This window comes from Henriciella mobilis (genome assembly GCF_003576315.1).
Taxonomy (GTDB): Bacteria; Pseudomonadota; Alphaproteobacteria; order Caulobacterales; family Hyphomonadaceae; genus Henriciella; species Henriciella mobilis.
On the sequence record NZ_QWFZ01000003.1, the window covers coordinates 79,431 to 103,168 of the forward strand.

Consider the following 23,738-nt stretch of genomic DNA (forward strand, 5'->3'; position numbering starts at 1 on the left):
TCGCGAAAGCGGCATGATCATTGCTCTGACTTGTGGATGCATCGACGCCAGGAAGGGGGGCTGTTGGCAATGAAAGTGCTCATAATCGATAACTATGACAGCTTCACCTATAATCTGGCTCAGCTCGTTGCCGCCGCATCCGGCAGCGACCCGATCGTCCTTTACAATGACGCCATCTCTGAATCCGAACTCCGTTCAATGGATTTCGATGCCGTAATCCTCTCGCCCGGACCGGGCCGGCCTGACCGGCAACGCGATTTCGGCCTTTGCGAAACCATACTGAGAGATTTTCGCAAGCCTGTCCTGGGCGTCTGTCTCGGCCACCAGGGGATTGCGCATTTCGCCGGCGGGCTTGTGACGCATGCCCCCGAGCCGATGCATGGACGCCTCAGCAAGATCCACCATAATGGCCAGCAGCTGTTCAAGGGCATTCTCTCGCCCTTCAACGCCGTTCGATATCACTCGCTGGTTGTCAGCGAATTGCCCGATTGTCTCGAGGTTGATGCGAAGACCGAGGACGGGCTGGTCATGGGCCTGCATCACAAGGCACTGCCGCTCTGGGGCGTCCAGTTTCATCCGGAATCAATTGCCACAGAATACGGCGACAAGGTCATCGCGAACTTTCTTGAGCTGGCGGATACATTCCTGCGCGCGGAATATCCCGGCGAGGAGGTCGATGTCGCTTCCGACCAGCCGGCTAGCCAGACGAACCGCCTGAAACCGGTGCTGCGCGAGCTCACGACAGATCTCTCATCGGATGCATGTTTCGAGATCCTGTACGGCAAGTCTACCGATGCCTTCTGGCTGGACTCCAGTGCCCACGCCAAGCAACAGGGGCGCTTTTCCTTCATGGGCGATGGTGCCGGCCCTCGCGCAGAAACGCTCAGCTATGACGTGAGCAGTAACCGCGTGGACGTCACGACGTCGGCCGGAACCGAGGTGTTCGAAGAGAGTGTCTTCGACTACATTTCCCGTCGCATGCAGGCCACTGTGTTCGTCGACGACATGGACATGCCTGTACCCTTCAAGGGCGGTTATGTCGGCTATCTCGGCTATGAATTAAAAGCGCTCAGCGGCGGCAAGAATGCCCATAAGAGCCCGCAAGCCGACGCAAAAATGATCTTCGCCGATCGCTTCATCGCCTTCGATCACAAATTCAAGCAGGCCTGGATGGTCTGCCTTGTCGAACCCGGTAAGGAAGGCGAAGCGAAGGACTGGTTCACGACGGTTGAGACCAGCCTGCAGAACAGCTGCCTGATATCGAAGCCGGCGTTTGATGCCGTCCTTCGCGAGACCGAACCGGAAGACCCGTGGATCAAACGGCATTCCCGCGATGCCTATATCGAGCGCATCAATGCTTCGCTCGACAAGATCCGCGATGGCGAATCCTATGAGATCTGCCTCTGCAACGAGTGGACGAAAACTTACGAGAAGAGTCCGCTCGGCACCTACCAGCATCTGCGCGCCATGAATCCGGCGCCCTATTCGGCCTTCCTGCGATTTGACGAGTTGAGCGTGCTCAGCTGTTCGCCCGAACGCATGGTGAAGATTTCAAAAGACGGCCATGTCAACTGCAAGCCGATCAAGGGAACGATCGCCCGCGGCAGGACGCGGCCGCAGGATGAGGCCCTCAAGCAGCAGCTTTATACCAGCGAGAAGGACCGGGCCGAGAACCTGATGATCGTCGACCTGATCCGCAACGATCTCAACCGCGTGTGCCGCACCGGGACGGTCACCGTTCCGAAACTGTGCGCAATCGAGAGCTTTGCAACGGTTCACCAGATGGTCAGCACTGTGGTTGGCGAGCTGCGCAAGAGCGAGACGTCCGTGTCCTGTGTACAGTCGCTTTTTCCGGGTGGCTCGATGACTGGCGCCCCGAAGATCCGCACGATGGAGATCATCGACGATCTGGAAGCCGGGCCGCGCGGTATCTATTCCGGCGCCATCGGCTACTTCTCCCTCGATGGCGCGGTCGACCTCAACATCGTGATCCGCACCGTCGTGCTGAACGGGACCCGCGCGTCCATCGGCGCGGGCGGTGCCATCGTCGCGCTGTCCGATCCGGTCGCCGAGTTTGACGAAACCATGTTGAAAGGCGAACTGCTCCGCAACGCCTTGCTGACGCTCGACCCGGCCGATGTCGAAGTCGTCACCCACAACGAACAGCAGGCGCCGGCAGAATGACCAGCGTCATGGCCATCGATCATCTTGAAATGCTTCGCAGCCGCCTGGACCTGATCGACAGCGAGCTGATCAGCCTGCTCGGCCAGCGGTTCGACACAATTCGCGACGTCGCCGAATACAAGCGCGACACCGGCATTGCGGTGATGCAGCCGACGCGCATCGGTGAGGTGTTTACCACGCGCAGGCAGCGGGCCGTCCAGGCAGGCCTTGACCCCAAGCTCGTCGAGCGGCTCTGGACCACAATCATTTCCCATGCCTGTCAGGTCGAAAACGATGTGGCCAAGACACCGGGCGGCGAGCTGGCTTTCCAGGGTATCGGGTTCGACCACGGACTCATTGAGGTCGACGACCTGGATACCGCCTGCGGCATGATCTGCTCGCGGCTCTCCTTCAAAAAGGTCGACGTCGCCGGCGGAAGCCCATCCGAAGGCCGGACCGCTGTTCTCAGGGGCGGCAATGTCACAGTGGTCGCCAAGGAAAGAAACGAACCGGCAGGCGAGGCAGGGTCGCCAGCTTACCTGGCCATTGAGGTGCATTCGCTGGACGCGACCACCTATGAGCTGAAGCGGCGGGGTAACAAGGTCTCCGACATACAGGAAACCGATGCCGGCATCCGGATCGCCACCGTTCACCTTGGATCACCAGTCCATCTGGTCGTGCGCTATGTCGAACGACTGTTCAGGACATCGCTGGGAGCGTCGGACATTGGAGCGCCAGCGACTGTGTGCCGGGACAGGGCCTGACGGACGGGAGACCGGCATGCCGTTCTGCAACCGCGCAATCGTTTTCGGCGCCGCCGGCGGCATGGGCCGGATGTTTCGTGACCGGCTTGATGCTGCCGGCTTCGAGACGCTCGCGGTGGATATCACACCCGGCGCCGGTCTTGTCAGCGCGGACCTGACTGCGCTCTCGCGAGACATGCGGATCGCGCTCAAGGCCGCCGACCTGGTGATACTTGCCGTTCCTGATGCCATTGCCTGCAAGGCCGCCGCGCAAGTCGCAGGCGCCATGTCCGAAGATGCCACACTGGTGGACTGCACATCCGTGAAGGCGCCATATGTCGCGGCCCTGGGCAATGCCGGAAGATGCGGCCTGGTTTCAATCAATCCGCTCTTCGGCCCGGGCCTCGACTGGACCGGCCGGTCCATTGTCGTCACCGAGCTGCGTCGCCCCGCCTATCCGGAGGACCTGACAGGATTTCTCGAACGCTTTGGCCTGAACATCATCAGGCTTGATAGCGAACAGCATGACCGCCTCGCTGCCGAGGCGCAGGCGCAACTTCATGCGGCCCTGATGGCGTTTATCGCTTCAGTCAGTGCGGACGGGGCCTTGTTTGATACGCCGCCCAACCGGGTCATGCGTATGCTGTCAGCACGCATCCTATCCGGCGAGGCCCATGTCTACTGGAAGATACAAGCGTCCAACCCGTTTGCGAGCGCCGCCCGGCAAAAGCTGATCGACGCTTTGAAGACGCTCGATGATATCTGCGAGGCGGACGACGCAACTGCCTTCTCCGGGTTTCTGGAAAAAGCCAGAACCAATCTCGGGGCCCCGGCAACAGCGCTATCCGAAGATTGCGTCCAGCTTTTCAGCAGGCTGGACAGCGCCCGCTAGAAATCTCTTCTTTCTAAGTCCGCTCACTTATGGCACCAATAATGCCAAAAAGTCCCGGGAGGACACGCATGAGAGGACTTCGCCGCCTTTGGGCCGGCATGCTCGGCGCGATGGCCCTGATCGCGCCAGAAGCGACGGCGCAGGTGTCGACCGACAAGCCGAACTTCGTCATCCTGCTGATCGACGACGCGGCCTTCATGGACCTCGGCGTTTATGGCGGAGAGGCAGCTACGCCCAATATCGATGCGCTTGCCCGGCAGGGCGTGATGTTCACCCGCTACTACACTTCACCTCTCTGCGCGCCCTCGCGGGCGATGCTGCTGACAGGGATCGATAATCACCGCACCGGCGTTGCGACCATCCCCGAAGTCCTCCCGAAGGAGCATGTCGGCAAGCCCGGCTATACCATGCGCCTGGAACCAGGCGTCGAGACGATCGCGACCCGCCTGAAACCGCTGGGCTACCGCACGCTTCTGACCGGCAAGTGGCATCTTGGCAGCGATGAAGGCGCCCTGCCCTCGGCGCATGGCTTCGACAGGTCCTTCGCGCTCGATGCGTCCGGCGCAGACAACTGGGAAGACAAGTCGTACATGCCGTACTACCGGGAAGCGCCCTGGTATGAGGATGGCGAACCGGCCAGCCTGCCGGATGATTTCTATTCCTCGCGCTTCATTGTCGATCAGATGATCGACTATCTTGGCGAAACAGACAGCGCGCAGCCATTCCTGGCCTATCTCGGTTTCCAGGCCGTCCATATCCCGGTTCAGGCGCCTGCGGAGATCACGGCGAAGTATCGCGAGACCTACACCGACGGCTGGCAGGCTTTGCGCGAACGCCGCTGGCAGCGGGCCAAGGAGATCGGCCTCATCCCCGCCAATGCCCCGCTGGAACCCCTTCGACCCGGGATGCGGGCCTGGGAGTCGCTCAGCGAAGACGAGCGGGCCCTCTATGCTGCCCGCATGGCCGTCAACGCCGCCATGCTCGAAGCGATGGACCTTCATATCGGCCGCCTTGTCGACCACCTGAAGGAACAGGGGCTCTACGAGAATACGGTGTTCGTTATCACGTCGGACAACGGGCCCGAGCCGTCGCGCGGTGACAATGACTGGCGTCTGAAGCTCTGGATGCGATTCAATGGCTACCATCTCGGCCTCGACGGGATTGGCGAGAAGGGCAGCTGGGGCTTCATCGGCCCGGAATGGGCCATGGCGGCGTCCTCTCCAGGCGACCTGTTCAAGTTTCACAGCTCCGAAGGCGGTATCCATGTTCCGATGATCATGGCGGGCCCAGGCATCGAGCGGGGCATTCGCGAGGACGCTGTCGCGCAGGTCACCGACATCGCGCCGACCCTGCTCGAAATGGCAGGAGCCAGCGGTCAGACTGCCGGCGTACCGATCACAGGACGAAGCCTCGTCCCGCTGCTGTCAGGCGCCGCTGATGCCATCTACGGGCCCGACGAGCCGATCGCCATGGAAGTCTCCGGCAACTCCGCCCTTATCCTCGGCGACTACAAGATTACCCGAAACCAGAAGCCATGGGGCGATGCGCGCTGGCGGCTCTACAACATCAAGACCGACCCGGGCGAAACCACCGATCTTGCCGCCGCGGCCCCGGACATCATGCAGGCCCTGCTCACCGCCTACGACACATATGCCGCCGATATGGGCGTCCTGCCCGTCCCTGATGGGTATGACAGCCAAAAGGTGCTGACCCGCAACACGCAGATGCGCCAGCTGAAATCCTACTGGTGGATTGGCGTGATCGGGCTAGGCCTCATCCTTGTTGCTGTCTGGGGCGTCTGGCGCCTTGGCAGCACCTTGTTGAAATCGGGAGGACACTGAATTGGACAGGCTGAAACTGCTCGGAGCGCCGGGCTCGCCCTATACGCGCAAGATGCTGGCGTTGCTGCGCTACCGGCATATTCCCTATGAGATGATCTGGGGCGGTCACCAGAATCCGCCCGCTGGCCTGCCGCAGCCCAAGGTGAAGCTGCTGCCGACATTCTACTTCCCGACTGACGGCGGCGCGCTCGAAGCCGTCGTCGACTCAACACCCATTATCCGCCGGCTGGAGGCGGACTATTCGGGACGCTCTGTCATTCCTGCAGACCCTGCCCTCGCCTTCATTGATGCCCTGATCGAGGACTATGCTGATGAGTGGCTGACCAAGGCGATGTTTCATTATCGCTGGGCGCGCGAAGTCGACTGCCGCAATGCGGGCCCGCTTCTGGTCTACTGGTCGATGCCCACCATCGATGCCGACCAGGCGAAGCAGGCCGCCGACCAGTTCACGAAACGCCAGGTCGACCGGCTCTATGTCGTTGGATCGAATGAGACGACCGCAGAAACCATCGAGGCGAGCTACAAACGCCTCCTGTCCATTCTCGACAGCCTTATCGCGCAGCAAGGCTATGTCATGGGCGCCCGGCCCGGCGCATCGGACTTCGCCATCTACGGCCAGCTGACCCAGCTTGCCGTGATCGAGCCGACATCAGCCGGTGTTACCAGCGAGACTTCGCAGCGCGTAAGGGCATGGATCGACAGGATGGAAGACCTGTCCGGCCTCGACCCCCAGGATGGCGACTGGATCGCCGCTGATAAAGCTGGGGCGCGGCTGAAGCCACTCCTGGACGAGATTGGCCGGGTCTATGTCCCCTTTCTCATCGCCAATGCCAGGGCCGCCATGGCCGGGTCCAGCGAGGTTTCGGGCGAGGTCGATGGCCGCCCTTGGGCCCAACCGGTCTTCCCCTATCAGGCCAAATGTCTCGAAGCATTGCGTACGGCGCATGCCAATCTTGACGATGCCGCCCGAAAGACCGTCGATGAAGCCCTGTCCGGAACAGGCTGCGAGGCCCTGTTCACCACCAGACTGAAAGCCTGACCCCATGTTGAAGAAGCTTGTTCTGGGTATCCTGATCGTCGCGGTTGCCGGCGCGGCGCTCGCCTGGCTCAACCGAAAGTCGCTGATCCTGTTCATCGCCTCGAATACGGGCAAGGTCGAGGTGGCGTCCAATCGTACGATCAGCTGGCAGCAAGGCCCGCAAACCGCAGATATGCCGGCCTCCGAGCGCCCGCCCAATATCGTCTTCATCCTTGCCGACGATCTTGGCTACAATGACATTTCGACCTTCGGGGGCGGCGTTGCGGGCGGCGCTGTGAAAACACCCAACATCGACCGGCTGGCCCGTCAGGGGGCGATCTTCACCAACGCCTATTCCGGAACCTCAAGCTGTGCACCCTCGCGCGCCATGCTTATGACCGGTCGCTATCCCACGCGGACCGGCTTCGAGTTCACGCCCACGCCGGACAATATGGGCCGTATCCTCTCACTGATTTCACAGGACCAGCCGAGCGGTCTGCCGCCTGTCGAATGGAACCAGGACGCGGCTGAGGCCTCGCCGCCGTTTTCAGAGCAGGGCCTGCCGGGTTCCGAGGTCACCATGGCCGAGGTGCTGAAGGACGCCGGCTACCACACGGCGCATATCGGCAAGTGGCATCTTGGACGTGGCGACGAATTCGGCCCTAATGCGCAGGGCTTCGACGAAAGCCTGCTGATGGCGAGCGGGCTCTACCTGCCGGAACACGACCCGGACGTTGTCAACGCCAAGATCGACTTCGATCCAGTCGACAAGTTCCTGTGGGCACGCATGCAATACGCGGCGAGTTTCAATGGTGGAGACTGGTTCGAGCCGGGCGGCTATCTGACGGATTACTGGACAGACGAGGCGCAAAAGGTCATTCGCGCCAATCGCAACCAGCCCTTCTTCCTCTACCTCGCCCATTGGGGTGTTCACACGCCGCTGCAGGCAACCCGGGAGGATTATGACGCCGTCGGCGATCTCGAACCGCACCGCCTTCGCGTTTACGCGGCAATGATCCGCGCACTCGACCGCAGCGTCGGTGACATCCTCGACACGCTGGAAGAAGAGGGTCTTGCGGAGAATACGATCGTTATTTTCTCCAGCGACAATGGTGGGCCGGGCTATATCGGACTGCCTGAAATTAATGACCCTTACCGTGGCTGGAAGCTGACCCTGTTTGAAGGCGGCATCCGCGTGCCGCTGTTCATCCGCTGGCCAGCCAGGATTCCCGCCGGCCAGGAAGTAGCCGCCCCGGCCGGGCACATCGATCTTTTGCCGACGCTCGCGTCGGCCTGCGGAGCAGCCCTGCCGGACGGAGTTGAAATCGACGGGCGGAACCTGCTGCCGCTCGCGACCGGTGAGGCGAACGCGCTGGGCGATGATACCATCTTCTGGCAGAGCGCCTACAATCAGGTGGTTCGCAAGGGAGACTGGAAGCTGCAGGTCAGCCAGCGGCCGGACAAGGTCTGGCTGTACAATCTCGCGGACGATCCGACGGAACAGGTCAATCTTGCCGAGGAAGAGCCCGAGCTTGTGGTCCTGATGTCGGCCATGCTGGAGCAGCATAAAAAGGGCGCGCGCGAACCGCTTTACCCATACTCTGTTGAAGGGCCAGTCGCCGTGGACAAGACACTGGCCGATACGATCGAACCCGGAGACGAAGTCATCTACTGGCCGAACTGATCAGCCCCGCTCAATATCCGCGAGCAGCGCATCGACCGTCCGCAGAAGCATCGCTTCAGCCTCCTGCGGATTGAGGCCCTGATCCTGACGAATCCGCCGCCAGGTCTGAAATCCTGTTACCATTTCAAGTGCCGCTGACAGGCCTTGGTCGGCCAGGACCTCATCCGGCAGGATGCCGTGAAGGCCGCTGCGTTCCATTCTCAGGAAGCGCTGATAATCATGCATCAGCCAGTCGGACTGGTAGCGGCGGAGGTTTGCCGCGACCTTGAAAGGCATGATGCGCTCGTAGATCCCGGCCCGGCGAGAGACGAGTTCGTGCAGGCGCGCACGCCAGTCCGCCGATGACCAAGGCTTCATGACGATGGGGAGTATTTCGGCCTCAAGTCGGGCTGTCAGCTCACGATAGAGCGAATCCATGTCCTCGAAATGTCGGAAGACCGTTCGAAGACCGACGGCAGCTTCCTCGGCAACGCTGGCGGCGCTCGGATCCAGGTTTCCGTCCAGGATCAGGCGGAACAAGGCGTCCACGATCTGCAGCTTGCTGCGTTCGCTGCGGGCGCGACGTCCATCCGACTCCGGAGATTCGGCAGGAACGACGCGGAGGGGTGGCTTTTCGCTCATACCGTCAGTTTGCGCCCTGCCTCTCTGCGGTCAATTGAGCAGCTGCCGTAGCGACTGCGTTTGCTTTTTGGCTGGCAGGCTGACCATCATGCCGTCTTCACCAACGACCACGTCGCCCGAAAAACGGTCTGGCGCTTCGCCCAGGAAGGCGGGGTAGAGGAACCGGCTTGGCAAGGGCGGGACGATATGGGTCAATACCAGCATGCCGGCCCCGGCACTTTCGGCGACCTCAGCGGCTTCTGCGGGTGAAGCGTGATAGTCCAGGATGTCCGAGAAAATCTTGGATAAGCTGCTGTTTCCATTGTCTTTTGCCGCATCCGCCATGAGTAGGACCATGTCCCGGTTCAGCGCCTCGTGGACCAGAAGGTCAGTGTCGCGCGCCATCAGGATTACGGTATCGTCCTTGATCGTATCGCCGCTGATCGTCACTGACCGGCCTGCATAATCCACCCTGTATCCGAGCGCCGGCTCGACCGGCTCATGGTTGACCAGGAACGCGGTTATGGTGACGCCGCCTGCCTCATAGACCACTTTCTGGCGGCGGCCCTCTTCGAACTCAATCTCTTCCGAAGCCAGGCCAAAGCCTTGAGGATTCGCAACTTTTTCTCCGTGGTGGGCGACCCGATACTGGCTGTCGATCTGATAGGCGGAGACAAAACTCCCGCTGACCTGCTGCGTGCCCACCGGGCCATAAATCGGGAGTGGGGTAGACCTGCTGCCGACGATCCAGGCTTGCAGCATCATCTCGCCGAGGCCGTCGATGTGATCGGAGTGGAGATGGGTCAGGAAGGCCGCCTTGGTCTGGCCCATGGGGAAACCCATCCGCGCCAGTTTCCGCATGCTTCCTGAGCCGGCATCGAAGATAAAGGCAGACTGTCCCGCGAGAATCCCCAGGCACGGACCGGCCCGCGAGGGGTCAGGCAGGGGCGAGCCGGTTCCGCAGAGGTAGACATGCAGGCCGTTTTCCAGCGCCGCGCTCGCATCCGTCCCGACAATTTCCTTCGCCTGGCGCTCAAAAAGCGTCATGCCAATATCGGCCTGGAGCAGCCGAAGTGCGCCCCAACCTGCAATAATCACAACAGCGACAATGCCGCCCCCCCAAAGCCACTTGCGCATTATCCGGTTCCTTCCAGGAGGCGTCTTGCCCACGCACTATCCCTCATGTCCGGGGGGATTGTACACTCAATGTTGAGCTGGCCCTCCAGTCCGGCGGTCCGGTGGATGGATATCGCCTGCCAGGCCTCAGACATCGACATCGCAATCATCGCCTTGCGGTCTGGATATTGCGCAATCGCGACCTCATCCCAGAGGGATTCCACCTTGCCGATGGCGAGGAAATTCACGTCCATGGCGAGGATGGCCCGCCCGCCGAACTGTTCGAGCACCCCGGCGACGGCGCGGCCATAGATTTCATAGGCCTCGCGCCCCGTCATGGACGTTTCGCGGCCATCCTCATACTCTGCTTTTTCCTTGAATTTCAATAGGTTGAGCATGTAGATCGGCCCATCCGGACCCGGCTGCATCAATGCTTCGACCTGTTTGGGGTCGGTTGGCAGCAGTTCATTGACGACTTGCATTCCGTTATCCTTTTTTCCGCGCCGCGGCCGGGTCTTGCGAGAGTCTGATTTCCGTATGATTCCAGTACAATTCCGGTACACTTCCAGTCTGATTTCAGGCCAGGCCCCGTTCGCGCTGCAGAGCCTCCTCGATCAGCCAGAGCCGGTCCTGCCCCCAGGCCGAAACATCCCCCACCCGGAAGCTTGGCACACCCCAGATTCCAAGGCCCATCATTTCCGCGCGGTTGGCCTCGGCAATCGGTTTCCAGTCCTCGTTCCCGATGAGCGGTTTCGCCGTCTTCCAGTCGAGGCCCGCGCGTTCGACGATCGTTTTCAGCCCGCTATCGGACCCAGCGTCGATGCCTTCGGCCCAGACCCCGTTCAGGAAGCTCTCGGCATAGGCGAACCCCTTGCCCTCTTCCATCGCCCAGGGGAGCAGGGAATAGCCGCGCTCGACCGGCTCGCCGACCGGGTCGGCAACCTTGCCGAACGGAATGCCGAGCCGCTGCGCCTCGCGGGCGGTATCCTTGAGGATGTAGATGCCCTTGGTGCGGGGCACCTGCATGCCGCGCATCACCATGGGCAGGACGAAGCGCAGCTTCAGCTCGGCGCCATAGGCGTCCGCGAGCGCCTTGACCCGGCTGGCGGCGATGCAGGTGTAGGGACTGCGGAAGGAGAGATAATAGTGAAGCTCCGGCGCCTGTCCCTGCGCGGCGGGCGGATTGGCCAGCAGTGGTGGCGGCGCGAAGATGGGCGTATCCGGCGCCCCCGGCTTTCGCAGCCCGGCCGCCGCAAGCCGGGCTTCGAGATAGTGCAGCCGGTCGATGCCCCAGAACCATTCACCGTCGAGATGGAAGGTGCCGGCCAGATAGTGGCCGAGTTCGTCGCGTTTCGCATCGCCTTCCTGCTTGGCCGCGCCCGCATCGCCGCCGGCTTCCGGGATCTGGCCTTCGCCGGTCCAGAGCCATTCGCCGATGCCGGCGGCCTCCTGGAAAAAAGTCCCCGCACTGATGGCTTTTGCCAGCGCCGCCTCGGCAATCTGCGTCCGCCCAGACGGGGGCTGCTCGCCCGGATCCTTGAAGTCCAGCCCTGCCCTGGCCGCCAGCCTTTCGGCGTCGAGCCTGGAATAGCTGACCAGCTTCTGACGGTCCGGCGCGGCCCAGTCTGGCGGCGGGGAAACCAGATGCGGCACAAGCTCGATATCGTAGCGGGCCACGAGCTGCGGCAGGACTTGCGCGACGAGATGCGAATACGGATCGGACGCATCATGAAAATAGTCGACCATACACGCCTCCCCGCGCTTCTGCCGCCTGCGATCAGCCTTCTGTCGCCGTGCTGTCAGGCGCTCCGGACTGGTCAGGCGGCGGGTGACCCTCGATGCAATGAACGTCTTCAGTGACATGCAGCGAAAAGCCCCCTCTACAGGCTGGCAGACTAGCTATTGGCACACATTGTGTCAATTTAAACCACGCGACCTCAACCCGGCATGGCCCGCTCGATGAGCGCATCCTGATCGACGCTGCTGTCAACGTCACCATAGAGGAAGCCGCGCCGCCCGCTGGCAAGGCGCTGGGCACAGAACCCATGGAAGACGAAATCCGGCGCGGTCTGCTTCAAGGCAGCGGCCTGCAGGGCAAGCGCCATGGCCTGCGCAAAGGCGCGCGCCGAGCCCTCGTGCAGGGCCCCCGGCTCGGTGAAATCAGCCAGGCTGGCGCAATGACGGTCATAAATATCATTAACACCGAGCGCGGTTTCCAGCTCGGCCTCGACCGCCTTCAGGCTTTCCGGCTCACGCGAGAGGGCGCGCAGGATATCGAGCGCGATGACATTGCCGGAGCCTTCCCAGATCGCGTTCAGGGGTGACTGGCGGAAGAGGCGCGGCATCGGCCCTTCTTCGACGAAGCCTGCCCCGCCATGACATTCCAGCGCCTCATAGACGAAACCCGGCTGGCGCTTGCAGACCCAGTATTTAGCAATCGGCGTGGCAAGCCGCATGAAGGCGGCCTCGTCCGGATCGGTCCTTGCCCGGTCGAGGCTCGCCCCGATCCGCAGCGCAACCGCCGTGGCCGCCTCGCTCTCAAGGGCGAGGTCCGCCAGCACCGCGCGCATGGCCGGCTGGTCGATCAGGGCTTTCTGGAAGGCCCGGCGCTGCGAGGTGTGCCAGAGCGCCTGGGCGAGCGCTGCCCGCATCCCGCCCGCCGAGCCCAGGGTGCAGTCGTAGCGGGTATGCTGGACCATATCGATGATGGTGCGCACGCCCCGGCCCTCTTCGCCCAGCCGTTCGGCCCAGGCGCCATGATACTCGATCTCCGAGGAGGCGTTGGACTTGTCGCCCATCTTGTCCTTCAGGCGCATGATGTGGATCGCATTGCGTGTCCCGTCCGGGCGCCAGCGCGGAACAAGGAAGCAGGTCATCCCGCCCTCGGCATAGGCCAGCGTCAGGAAGGCGTCCGACATGGGCGCCGAGCAGAACCATTTGTGGCCGGTCAGGATGTAGCCGCCATCGCCGGCTGGCTCGGCTTTTGTGGTGTTGGCGCGGACATCCGAGCCGCCCTGCTTCTCCGTCATGGCCATGCCGATAGTGACGCCGGTTTTCCGGTCAGCCGGGATGAAACGCGGATCGTAGGATTGCGCCGTCACGCGCGGCGACCAGGTGCTGGCAATCTGCTCATCGGCCCCGAGCGCGGCGACGCAGGCATAGGTCATCGACATCGGGCAGGTCACGCCCGCATCGGCCTGCATCATCATGATCATCATGGCCCCGTGCAGGACATGCCCGGCCTCGCCCACCTGCCATGGCGCGCCGGAAATGCCGTGATCGAGGCCAAGCGCCATCAGCTGGTGATAGGCCGGGTGGAACTCGACCTCATCCAGCCTGTGGCCATAGCGGTCGAAGGATTTGAGCCTTGGCGGGTTCTCGTTCGCCTGGCGGCCCCACTGGATCGCCTCGGCGCTGCCGCAGGCCTTGCCGAATTCGCCCAGCCGCCCGGCATGGACATCGCCGCCAAAGGCCGACACCGCGCTGCGCAGGGCCCGGTCTCCGCCGAAGAGATTGGACTCCTCGAGCGGCTGCGGCTGGTTGGTGACGGTATGGGTTTCCAGCTCCGCGATCGGGGCGTGGTGGGTCATGGCGTGTCCTCCTGTCAGCCGGCTGTCCGGTCTTCTGCCGAGTGTAGGACAGGCGGGCGCGCGCAGGAATGGTGCGTGCTGCGCCGCGCGGAAATTTTGCCGCCCGGCTGGTCTCATGCTCCTGCGAGGACTATCATCCCCGGCAGAGACACCGCCGAACGGCTCGCGAGAAAGCCTTGTCCGGTGTCACGAGCCAGCCAGAGAGGACAACGCAGATGGCGGAACTCAAGATCAATGGAAAATCGGTTCAGGTGGATGCGGACAATGATACCCCGCTCCTCTGGGTCATCCGGGACGAGGCCAATCTCACCGGCACCAAGTTCGGGTGCGGGATCGGCCAGTGCGGGGCGTGTACCGTCCATATCAATGGCGAGGCGCGGCGATCCTGTATCACCCCGCTCGAAGCGGCCATCGGCGCCGAGATCACCACGATTGAAGGGCTGGACCCGGCCGCCGACCATCCGGTCCAGAAAGCCTGGCGCGAGCTGCAGGTGCCGCAATGCGGTTACTGCCAGTCCGGCCAGATCATGACCGCTGCGGCGGCGCTCAATCAGGACCCGAACGTCAATGATGGCGACATCGATGCGATCATGACCGGCAATCTCTGCCGCTGCATGACCTACAATCGCATCCGCAAGGCCGTGCGCAAAGCCGCCGACGAAATGAAGGGGGCCTGATCATGACCCGTCTGAAGGATCCAAGAGCACCGAAATCACCAGCCATGTCGCGCCGGGGCTTCCTCGTCTCGACTGCCGGGACGACCGTCGCGTTCAGCTTCCTGGCCGCCTGCTCGCCCGGCAGCGGCGAGGCTGAAAGTGATGGTGAGGCGACCTCCGCGCCGGACGTCACCTATGAGCCGATCAAATGGTTCACCATCGACAGCGCCGGCATCGTCACCATCAACATCATCCGCGCCGAGATGGGCCAGCATGTCGGCACCGCGCTCGCGCGCATCCTCGCCGATGAGCTGGAGGCCGACTGGGCGGATGTGCGCATCAACCATGTCGACTCCGACCCGAAATGGGGCCTCATGGTCACCGGCGGCAGCTGGTCGGTCTGGCAGACCTTCCCGCTCTACTCGCAGGCCGGGGCCGCTGGCCGCCAGGCGCTGATCGAAGCGGGCGCCGCGAAGATGGGCGTTGCACCGGGCGACTGTTCTGCCCGCGCCGGCGAGGTCATCTGCGGCGACCAGAAAGTCAGCTATGGCGAACTCGTCGCGGGCGGCATCGAGAAGACCTTCACCGAGGAGGAGATCGGCTCGATCGCCATCAAGCCGGCCAGCGAACGTCGCCTGATCGGTGAACCCGTCCAGGCGCGCGACATCGCCGGCAAGGTTGACGGCACCGCCATGTTCGGCATCGACGCCAAGGTGGACGGGATGGTCTATGCCCGCCCCGTCATGCCGCCAACGCGCCACGGCTCGAAGGTGAATTCCATCGACGACAGCGCGGCAACCGAGATCAAGGGCTACCGCCAGGCGATCGCGATCGACGATCCGTCGGGCACGACGTCGGGCTGGGTGCTGGCCATCGCCGACACCTACCCCGCCGCGATCAAGGCCGCCGACGCCATCAAGGTCGACTGGACGCCGGGGCCCGGCGCCGATGTGTCGGAAGAGGACATCCTCGACCGCGCCCGCACGCTGATCAGTGATGACAGCGCCGGCTCGATCCTCGACACGGGCGACGTGGAAACCGCCGCCGCCTTCGAGGCCGCCGCCCAGACCATCGACCAGACCTATACCTGCAACACGGTGCTGCACATGCAGCTGGAGCCGGTCAACGCGCTCGCCGTGATGAATGGCGACACGATGGAGATCCATACCGGCAATCAGTGGCAAAGCCTCGTCCTGCCCTGGCTGTCGCAGGCGCTCGACATGCCGGAAGAGAAGATCGTGCTGAAGACCTACCGTCTCGGCGGCGGCTTCGGACGCCGGCTGAACGGCGACTATGCCGTCCCGGCGGCCATCGCGGCCAAGCAGCTTGGCAAGCCGGTGAAGATGGTGCTGACGCGCGAGGATGACTCCCTGCTCGACAGCCCCCGCTCACCGGCCGTCCAGCGCGTGCGCCTCGCCGCCGATGGCGAAGGCAAGGTCACCGGCATGGAGCAGCATGTCGCTGCCGGCTGGCCGACCAAGGCGATGGCGCCCTTCTTCATGCCGAATGGCGTGAACGGCGCGCCCTTCGACCCGTTCGCGATCAACGGCGCCAATCACTGGTACGCGGTCGGCCCGCACCGGGTGCGCGCCATCGAGAACACGCTCGCCAACGAGACCTTCCGGCCTGGCTGGCTGCGGTCGGTCGGACCGGGCTTCACCAACTGGGCGCTGGAAAGCTTCATGGACGAAGCCGCCCACGCGCTCGGCAAGGACCCGGTCGAATTCCGCCTGTCCCTGCTGACCGGCGAGGGCCGCAATGCGGGCAGCGCGCCGAATTCTGTCGGCGGCGCGAGGCGCCAGCATGAAGTGGTCCGCCGCGCCGCCGAGAAAGCCGGCTGGGGCAGCGAGCTGCCCGCCGATACCGGCCTCGGCATCGCGACCAGCTTCGGCCAGGAACGCGACATGCCGACCTGGGTTGCCTGTGTCGCACGGGTGAAGGTCGACCGCGACAGCGGTCAGGTGACGGCTGAAAAGCTTACGCTGGTCGCCGACGCCGGAACGGTGGTCGATCCGGATGGCGCCATGGCACAGATGGAAGGCGCCTCGCTCTGGGGCCTGTCCATGGCCCTGCACGAAGGCACCGCCTTCGAGAAGGGCCGGGTCAAGGACGTCAACCTCAACACCTATTCGCCGCTGCGCTTCGGGCAGGCGCCGGAGCTGGATATCAGCTTCGTCGACAGCACCGAAGTGCCGGTCGGGCTGGGCGAGCCGGCGACCACCGTCGTGGCGCCGGCCATCGCGAATGCGATCTATGATGCCGTGGGCGTGCGCCTGCGCCACATCCCGATCCGCGCAGACGCCGTGAAGGCCGCGCTCGGCTAGACTCCAGGTAGGGGGCCGGCCGGGGACGCCCCGGCCGGCCGCGCCGCCGGACGCGCGAAAATATTTTTTACGATGACGCTGGTCTCTGCCGGAACCGCGATCTAGGATATTGGCAACAGTCCAGGCCAAGCCGTCCCGAGAAGGTCAGGGCAACACCTTTGTTGCACTTAAACCGCTTCCTTCCGATCCGTCTTGGCGCCCGCCAGACCGAGAAGGAGTACGGCCATGGCAGAACTCAAGGTAAACGGAAAAAAAGTCACCGTGGATGCGGACGAGACGACGCCGCTCCTCTGGGTGTTGAGGGAAGACCTCGGCCTGACGGGGACGAAATATGGCTGCGGCATCGCCCAGTGCGGCACGTGCACAGTCCATATCGACGGCCAGCCGGTTCGCTCCTGCACCTATCCGGTCGGTGCCCTGTCCGGCGAGGAAGAGATCACCACGATTGAGGGCCTCTCGGAAGACGGCTCCCACCCGGTCCAGCAGGCCTGGGTCGAAATGGACATCCCCCAGTGCGGCTACTGCCAGCCGGGCATGATCATGGCGGTCGCCGGCCTGCTCAACAACACGCCGGACCCGACCGACGAGGATATCGACCAGCAGGTCACCAATATCTGCCGCTGCGGGACGCTCGCGCGGGTGCGCAAGGGCATTCATCTCGCCAAGACGAAAAAAGCCTAGGGGGGCAGGAACATGGCTGACACGATCAATCTTTCCCGCCGAGGCTTCATTATCGGCACCGGCGCGACCGGCCTGACCATCGGCATCCTGGCGGCTTGTTCGCCGGGCGCCGGCGAAGACGGCGAGACGGCCGCAGATGCAGACCCCAATCCGGAAGTGAATGCCTGGGTGCTGATCAATAATGACGATACGGTTGTCATCCGCATCGCCCGGTCTGAAATGGGCCAGGGCACGCTGACCGGCCTTGCCCAGCTCGTCGCCGAGGAACTCGAATGCGACTGGGACAAGGTCACGACCGAATATCCGACACCCGGCGAGAACCTCGCCCGCGACCGCGTCTGGCGCGACTTCTCCACCGGCGGCTCACGCGGCATCCGCGGCAGCCACGACTATGTCCGCGAAGGCGGCGCAGCAGCCCGGATGATGCTTGTCCAGGCCGCCGCCAATCGCTGGGACGTGCCGGTCAGTGAGTGTTCCGTCGAGAAGGGCGTGATCACGCATGGCCCGTCTGGTAATTCCTACACCTATGGCGAGCTCGCCGCCGAGGCAGCGAAGCTCGAAGTGCCGACTGAGATCACGTTGAAGGACCCGTCGGAGTGGAAGATCATCGGCCAGCCGGTGAAGCGCCTCGACACCGCAGACAAGGTCACCGGCAAGCAGGTCTATGGCGCCGACATCAAGCTGGACGGCCTTCTCAATGCGGCGATCAAGCAGGCCCCGAAACGCGGCGGCACAGTTGCCAGCTTCGATGCCAGCGCGGCCGAATCCATGCCGGGCGTGAAGAAGGTCCTGCAGGTCGGTGACAATGCGGTCGCCGTCGTCGCCGACAAATGGTGGCAGGCCAAGAAAGCGCTCGATACGGTCCAGATCGAATGGCAGGCAGGCGAGGGGTCCGACTTTTCCTCCGCCGCCTTCGAAGCTGATCTCGACGCCGGCCTGACGGCTGACGAAGCCTATGTCGGCAACCAGGCAGGCGATGTCGACGGCGCTTTTGCGGGCGCCGCGCAGGTGATCGAGGCGACCTATAACGCCCCGCACCAGAACCATGCCTGCATGGAGCCAATGAACGCCACCGCCGTCTGGACCGAAGAGAAATGCGAAGTCTGGTGCGGCACGCAGAATGGCGAAGCGGCCCTGGCCGCAGCAGCTGAGGCGTCCGGCCTGCCCATCGAGCAGTGCGATGTCTACAAGCAGCTGCTCGGCGGCGGTTTTGGCCGGCGCGGCATGAGCGATTTCGTCACCCAGGCGGTGACCATCGCCAAGGAAATGCCGGGCACGCCGATCAAGCTGCTCTGGACGCGTGAAGAAGACATGCAGCATGGCTTCTTCCACCCGACGACGAAGGCGCGTTGCCAGGGTGCCCTCGATGCGGACGGCAACCTCACCGGGTTGAAGATCCGCCTTTCCGGCCAGTCCATCTTCGCCGGGCTGATGCCGCAGGCGCTCCAGGACGGCATGGACTTCCTCGCCTTCCAGGGCCTGCTGCCCTCCGGTGTCGATCCACGTGTGGAAGACCAGACGCTGAAATACACCTTCCCGGCCTTCCTCGCCGAGCATGCGATGCGCAACCCGCCGGTGCGGCCGGGTTTCTGGCGAGGCGTGAATGCCAACCAGAACGCCATCTACCTAGAATGCTTCATGGACGAGCTGGCCCATGCCGCCGGGCGTGACCCGCTGGAATTCCGGCTCGCCCATACCCAGGACAGCCCGGAACTCGCAGCCGTCCTGCAGGCGGTCGCCGACAAGTCCGGCTGGGGCAATGATGACGGGCTCTCGCGCGGCCTGTGTGCCTTCTATTCCTTCGGCGCCTATACCGCGGCCTGCGCGGAAGTCACCGTTAGCGATGAAGGCGAGCTCAAGATCCACCGTATCGTGGCTGCCACGGACCCCGGCTATGCCGTCAATCCGCAGCAGATCGATGCGCAGGTCGCCGGCTCCTTCGTCTATGGCCTGTCGGCCGCGCTCTATGGCGAGATCACCTTCGAGAATGGCGAGACGGTGCAGAAGAATTTCGACACCTACCCGTCGATGCGTCTGGCGGCGATGCCGGAAGTCGAGACGATCGTGATGCCGTCCGGCGGCTTCTGGGGCGGGGTTGGCGAGCCGACCATTGCCGTGGCCGCGCCGGCGGTCCTCAACGCGATCTATGCGGCGACGGGCAAGCGTATCCGCCAGCTGCCGCTGAAGGACCAGCCGCTGAGGGACGCTTGACCAGACAGGCCGGACGATGGCTTGCCGCGGCCCTGATGGGCGCTGTGGCGGGCCTGTCCGCCTGCGCGCCTGACGGTGCCGGGCCCGTGGAAGAGAAAGACGCTGCGGCGCTGGCCGTGCCCGGGCGCACGGCGCAGCTCGCGCTTGCCTGTTCGGGCTGTCATGGCCCGTCCGGCGGCGCCATCGTCTCGCTGGAGGGCTATTCGAAAGCCGAGCTCTCAACGGCGCTGACGCTCTACAAATCCGATGAGGATGGCACGACGGTGATGAACCGGCTGATGCGCGGCTACAGCGCCGAGGATATCGAGGCGATCAGTACATACCTCGCCGATGAGGGGCCGCGATGACCGGGATTTCACTCGACCGCCGCACCGTGCTGACGGGGCTTGGCGCCGCCGCGGCGATGACCGGGCTCTCGCCCGCCGCGCTCGGCCAGACCAAGGCGAACCTCGTCGTCATCGGCGGCGGCTTTGGCGGGGCGACGGCGGCGAAGTTCCTGAAGCTGTTCCTGCCGTCCTCCTCGGTCACGCTGATCGAGCCGAACGAGACCTATTATGCCTGCCCGTTCAGCAATCTCGTCATCGGCGGCGGGCGGGAGATGTCAGCGCAGGCTTTCACGCTGGATCGCCTCAGGGGCTATGGCGTCGATATCGTCCGGGCGAGGGCCGAGGCGGTCGACGGCGCGGCGCGCACCGTGACCCTGTCGGATGGCAGCACGCTGTCCTGGGACCGGCTGGTGATGTCGCCCGGCATCGACATGCGCTGGGGTGCGCTGGAAGGCTATGACGAAGCGGCCACCGAAGCCATGCCACATGCTTGGAAAGCCGGGACGCAGACCACGCTGCTGCGCCACCAGCTGGAAGCGATGGAAGATGGCGGCCTCGTCGTGATGTCGGCCCCGGCCGCCCCGTTCCGCTGCCCGCCCGGCCCGTATGAACGCGCCAGCCTGATCGCGAATTACCTCAAGACGTACAAGCCAAACTCGAAACTGCTGCTGCTCGATGCCAAGGACAGCTTCTCCAAGCAGCCGCTGTTCCAACAGGCCTGGGCCGAGCGCTATCCGGACCATCTGGAATGGCGCGGCGCGAGCGATTTCGGCCGGGTGGTCCGCGTCGATCCGCAGGCGATGACGGTGTTCACCGAGTTCGACGAGATCCAGGCGGATGTCGCCAACATCATCCCGCCGCAGAAGGCTGGCGCCATCGCGGACGCGGCCGGTGTCGCCGACCAGACCGGCTGGTGCCCGATTGACGGGCTGGCCTTCGAGTCCACGCTGGTGCCCGGCATCCACGTTCTCGGCGATGCGACGATTGCCGCGCCAATGCCGAAATCGGCCTTTTCGGCAAACCTGCAGGCCAAGGTCTGCGCGGCGCAGATTGCGCGCCTCATGGCCGGGCGCGAGCCGCAGGCCTCGGTGCTGGCCAATACCTGCTACTCCTACATTGCCGATGATGCGGCCGTCTCGATCACCGGCGTCTACACCAATGATGGCGGCGCGCTGACCAACGTCGAAGGCGCCGGCGGCCTCAGCCCGATGGATGGCGGGCCTGCCGTGCGCGAAGCCGAAGCCGCGCAGGCCGCTGCCTGGTTCCGCACGATCACTGCCGAGGCGTTTGGATGAGAGCCGTCTCTTGGGCGATGGCCGCTGGACTGCTGCTCGCCGCCGCCTGCGGCTATGAAACCGGCCAGCGCCTTACCGAACCGGTCACCATCGACGGCGACGCCATCCCCGCCCCGCTCGGCGGCGAGACCGGAGACGCAGCGCGCGGCAAGGCCGTCTTCACAGACCGGGAGCAGGGCCACTGCGTCCTCTGCCATGCCGTTGCGGGTCTGGACGCTGAATTCCAGGGCAATGTGGGCCCGCCGCTGACGGGGCTCGGCGACCGGCTCACGCCCGGCCAGATCCGGCTGCGCATTGCCGACGCGCAAAGGATTTGGCCGCAGACGGTAATGCCCTCATATTACCGGACAGGCGGCCTCAACCAGGTGGGCGAGGCCTATCGCGGCGAGCCGGCCCTGAGCGCCCGCCAGATCGAGGACCTTGTCGCTTGGCTATCGACGCTGAAGACGCAGGACGGTGAAGAATGAAGAATGACCGGACAGATGAATTGACGCTCAGCCGCCGGCTGGCGCTGACGGGCCTCGGCGCCGGCATGCTGTCGAGCGCCCTGCCCTTCGCAGCGCTCGGCGAGCCGGAGGACGCCGACGCCGCCATTCGCGACATCTTCGGAGACGGCAGGCTGAATGAAGGCAAGGTGACAGTGAAACTGCCGCCGATTGCCGAGAACGGCAATTCGGTCGCGATTACCGTCTCTGCCGACAGCCCGATGACCGAGGAGAACCATGTCCGCCGCATGGCCATCATCTCGCCGCGCAACCCGATTGCGGAGATTGCCGTCTTCGAACTCGGCCCGCGCGCCGGCAAGGCGGAGGTTTCCACCCGCATCCGCATGGCCGGGACGCAGCGCATCCGCGCCGTCGCCGAGATGAGCGACGGCAGCCTGTGGGTCGGCTCGGCCAGCACAGTCGTCACCCTCGCCGCCTGCGTGATCGGATAGGAGGCCCTACGATGACCATCCGCATTTCCGCCCCAGACACTGCCAGCAAGGGCGAGGTGATCGAACTCAAGGCCATGATCCAGCACAAGATGGAGACCGGCTACCGGCGCGACTCCCGCGGCGATGTGGTCGCGCGCGACGTCATCACCCGTTTCGAATGCCGGTATAATGGCGAGCTGGTCTTCGCCTCGGATTTCCATCCCGGCATCGCCGCCAATCCCTTTCTGAGCTTCCACACCCGCGCCACCGAGTCCGGCACGCTGGACTTCACCTGGACCGACCAGGACGGGCAGAGCTGGTCCGAGACCCATGAGCTGACCGTGGAATGATCCGGGCCGGCCTCATTGCCTGCCTGGTGTTTGCGGCCTGCTCGGCCCCGCCCGAGGAGGCCGGGACACCGGTGCGTGACCCGCTGCCGGACGATATCAAGCGCTCCGGCACCGCCTTCCTCCAGCCCGACACGCGCGCCCTTCAGGCCGACGATTTCGCCAATCCCGGTTTCCTCTGGATCGACCGGGGCGAGAAGCTGTTCCGGGCAGGCGTTGATGGGTCAAAAGCCTGCGCCGCCTGCCATGGCGAAGATGGCGCTGACCTGGTGGGCGCGGCGGCGCATTATCCGCAGGTCGACGCGGCGTCCGGTGAGCTGGTCAATATCGAGGGCCGGATCAACCAGTGCCGCGAGCAGCACCAGTCCCTCCCGCCGCTCGACTATGAGAGCGACGACCTGCTGGCGCTGACCGCCTATGTCTCCCACCTCTCGCGCGGCGAACCGGTCTCGGTCGATGTGTCCGGCCCCGCCGCCCGATACTATGAGATGGGCCGCGACTATTTCTTCACGCGGCGCGGCCAGCTGAACCTCGCCTGCAGCCAGTGCCACAATGAGCATTGGGGCGAGAAGCTGCGCGGCGACACGATCAGCCAGGGCCATGGGAATGCCTTCCCCGCCTACCGGCTGGAATGGCAGACGCTCGGCTCCCTGCACCGGCGCCTCAATGATTGCGATGAAGGCGTGCGCGCCGAACCGATGCCGCTTGGCTCGGACACCTACAAGGCCGTCGAGCTCTACCTCGCCAAGCGGGCCGAGGGCCTGCCCATCGAAACACCAGGGGTGCGGCGATGACCGAGCGCGAAGCCGCCAGCCTCAGTATCCGGATCAACCTCGCCAATGGCGGGCGTTTCGGTCCGGGCAAGGCCGCGCTCCTGCGTGCCATTGCCTCGGGCGGATCGATCCGGGCGGCGGCGAACACCCTCGCCATGTCCTATCCGCGCGCGCTGAAACTGATCGAGGAGATGAATGCCGATTTCCGCGAGCCGCTGGTCACGTCGAGCGTGGGCGGTTCGGACCGGGGCGGCTCTGTCCTCTCGGCGACGGGCGAAGCCGTACTTGCGGCCTATGACAGGGCCTGCCGGGAGGCTGAATCGGGTGCAGCAGAGACACTGCAATCACTGACTGGGTATCAGGAGCCGAAATAGATCGCTTGAGCTTGCGATAGCAGGGACTCTTGCAGCGTCATCCCGGCCGGCCCTAGGCCGGGCCGGGACCCAGTCTGAACGGGCACTGTTTTGAATAAGCTGGGTCCCGGTCTTTCGCCTTGCGAAAACCGGGATGACGACAAGCAAAGCTTCGGTTTCGAAGGTTCCAATGTTCTCATACTCTGGAT

The 23,738-nt window shown here is 64.0% G+C and carries 22 protein-coding genes; 17 read left to right on the forward strand and 5 right to left on the reverse strand.

What is annotated here, in order from left to right; translation table 11 throughout:
* Positions 1-69 precede the first annotated feature (69 nt).
* The 6 genes from pabB (at position 70) to D1227_RS00430 (ending at position 8,341) form a co-directional block, all read left to right on the forward strand.
* Positions 70-2,184: an aminodeoxychorismate synthase component I gene (gene pabB, locus D1227_RS00405; RefSeq protein ID WP_233349525.1), complete on the forward strand. Its 2,115-nt coding sequence runs from the start codon at positions 70-72 to the stop codon at positions 2,182-2,184.
* A complete protein-coding gene (locus D1227_RS00410; RefSeq protein ID WP_119377815.1) occupies positions 2,181-2,927 on the forward strand; it encodes a chorismate mutase in 747 nt (248 codons plus the stop codon). The genes pabB and D1227_RS00410 overlap by 4 nt, the downstream gene beginning before the upstream one ends.
* A gap of 16 nt (positions 2,928-2,943) precedes the next feature.
* On the forward strand, positions 2,944-3,798 hold the full coding sequence (locus tag D1227_RS00415) for a prephenate dehydrogenase/arogenate dehydrogenase family protein (protein ID WP_158586525.1): 855 nt from the start codon (positions 2,944-2,946) through the stop codon (positions 3,796-3,798).
* Between the two features lie 68 nt (positions 3,799-3,866).
* Entirely contained in the window at positions 3,867-5,639 is a 1,773-nt protein-coding gene (locus D1227_RS00420; protein ID WP_199288292.1) for an arylsulfatase, read from the forward strand.
* Position 5,640: 1 nt separating this feature from the next.
* On the forward strand, positions 5,641-6,678 hold the full coding sequence (locus D1227_RS00425; RefSeq protein ID WP_233349523.1) for a glutathione S-transferase: 1,038 nt from the start codon (positions 5,641-5,643) through the stop codon (positions 6,676-6,678).
* A 4-nt stretch (positions 6,679-6,682) separates the two neighbouring features.
* Positions 6,683-8,341 (forward strand): sulfatase, encoded by a 1,659-nt coding sequence (locus D1227_RS00430; protein ID WP_199288293.1) that lies wholly within the window; start codon positions 6,683-6,685, stop codon positions 8,339-8,341.
* Here D1227_RS00430 and D1227_RS00435 read toward each other — a convergent pair whose 3' ends face one another.
* The 5 genes from D1227_RS00435 to D1227_RS00455 all read right to left on the reverse strand — a co-directional run bounded on the left by D1227_RS00435 (position 8,342) and on the right by D1227_RS00455 (position 13,647).
* Positions 8,342-8,962, reverse strand: a complete 621-nt coding sequence (locus D1227_RS00435; protein ID WP_119403412.1) for a TetR/AcrR family transcriptional regulator — start codon at positions 8,960-8,962, stop codon at positions 8,342-8,344.
* Between the two features lie 30 nt (positions 8,963-8,992).
* Positions 8,993-10,078 carry an MBL fold metallo-hydrolase gene (locus tag D1227_RS00440; protein ID WP_119403413.1) on the reverse strand — a complete coding sequence of 362 codons (1,086 nt, stop codon included), beginning with the start codon at positions 10,076-10,078 and terminating at the stop codon, positions 8,993-8,995.
* A complete protein-coding gene (locus tag D1227_RS00445) occupies positions 10,078-10,539 on the reverse strand; it encodes a DUF1330 domain-containing protein (protein WP_119403414.1) in 462 nt (153 codons plus the stop codon). Before D1227_RS00445 ends, D1227_RS00440 begins: the two co-directional genes overlap by 1 nt.
* Before the next feature lie 94 nt (positions 10,540-10,633).
* Positions 10,634-11,803: a DsbA family protein gene (locus tag D1227_RS00450; RefSeq protein WP_119403415.1), complete on the reverse strand. Its 1,170-nt coding sequence runs from the start codon at positions 11,801-11,803 to the stop codon at positions 10,634-10,636.
* 191 nt (positions 11,804-11,994) lie between these two features.
* Entirely contained in the window at positions 11,995-13,647 is a 1,653-nt protein-coding gene (locus D1227_RS00455; RefSeq protein ID WP_119403416.1) for an acyl-CoA dehydrogenase family protein, read from the reverse strand.
* 215 nt (positions 13,648-13,862) lie between these two features.
* Between D1227_RS00455 and D1227_RS00460 the strand changes: the two genes are divergently transcribed.
* From D1227_RS00460 to D1227_RS00510, 11 genes are all read left to right on the forward strand, one after another.
* The gene (locus tag D1227_RS00460; RefSeq protein ID WP_119377822.1) at positions 13,863-14,324 is read left to right on the forward strand and encodes a (2Fe-2S)-binding protein; all 462 of its coding nucleotides are present in this window, start codon (positions 13,863-13,865) and stop codon (positions 14,322-14,324) included.
* A gap of 2 nt (positions 14,325-14,326) precedes the next feature.
* A complete protein-coding gene (locus D1227_RS00465; protein WP_119403417.1) occupies positions 14,327-16,627 on the forward strand; it encodes a xanthine dehydrogenase family protein molybdopterin-binding subunit in 2,301 nt (766 codons plus the stop codon).
* 225 nt (positions 16,628-16,852) lie between these two features.
* Entirely contained in the window at positions 16,853-17,308 is a 456-nt protein-coding gene (locus D1227_RS00470) for a (2Fe-2S)-binding protein (RefSeq protein ID WP_119377824.1), read from the forward strand.
* Between the two features lie 12 nt (positions 17,309-17,320).
* Positions 17,321-19,519: a xanthine dehydrogenase family protein molybdopterin-binding subunit gene (locus D1227_RS00475; RefSeq protein WP_119403418.1), complete on the forward strand. Its 2,199-nt coding sequence runs from the start codon at positions 17,321-17,323 to the stop codon at positions 19,517-19,519.
* Positions 19,516-19,866 carry a c-type cytochrome gene (locus D1227_RS00480; protein WP_119403419.1) on the forward strand — a complete coding sequence of 117 codons (351 nt, stop codon included), beginning with the start codon at positions 19,516-19,518 and terminating at the stop codon, positions 19,864-19,866. The genes D1227_RS00475 and D1227_RS00480 overlap by 4 nt, the downstream gene beginning before the upstream one ends.
* Positions 19,863-21,140 (forward strand): NAD(P)/FAD-dependent oxidoreductase, encoded by a 1,278-nt coding sequence (locus D1227_RS00485; protein WP_119403420.1) that lies wholly within the window; start codon positions 19,863-19,865, stop codon positions 21,138-21,140. The genes D1227_RS00480 and D1227_RS00485 overlap by 4 nt, the downstream gene beginning before the upstream one ends.
* Positions 21,137-21,607, forward strand: coding sequence for a sulfur oxidation c-type cytochrome SoxX (soxX, locus tag D1227_RS00490; protein WP_119403421.1), 471 nt, complete (start codon positions 21,137-21,139; stop codon positions 21,605-21,607). The genes D1227_RS00485 and soxX overlap by 4 nt, the downstream gene beginning before the upstream one ends.
* Positions 21,604-22,077, forward strand: coding sequence for a thiosulfate oxidation carrier protein SoxY (locus D1227_RS00495; RefSeq protein WP_119403422.1), 474 nt, complete (start codon positions 21,604-21,606; stop codon positions 22,075-22,077). Before soxX ends, D1227_RS00495 begins: the two co-directional genes overlap by 4 nt.
* 11 nt (positions 22,078-22,088) lie before the next feature.
* On the forward strand, positions 22,089-22,406 hold the full coding sequence (gene soxZ / locus D1227_RS00500; RefSeq protein WP_119403423.1) for a thiosulfate oxidation carrier complex protein SoxZ: 318 nt from the start codon (positions 22,089-22,091) through the stop codon (positions 22,404-22,406).
* Positions 22,403-23,197, forward strand: coding sequence for a sulfur oxidation c-type cytochrome SoxA (gene soxA / locus D1227_RS00505; protein ID WP_119403424.1), 795 nt, complete (start codon positions 22,403-22,405; stop codon positions 23,195-23,197). The genes soxZ and soxA overlap by 4 nt, the downstream gene beginning before the upstream one ends.
* The gene (locus D1227_RS00510; protein WP_119403425.1) at positions 23,194-23,550 is read left to right on the forward strand and encodes a winged helix-turn-helix domain-containing protein; all 357 of its coding nucleotides are present in this window, start codon (positions 23,194-23,196) and stop codon (positions 23,548-23,550) included. Before soxA ends, D1227_RS00510 begins: the two co-directional genes overlap by 4 nt.
* Positions 23,551-23,738: the final 188 nt, after the last annotated feature.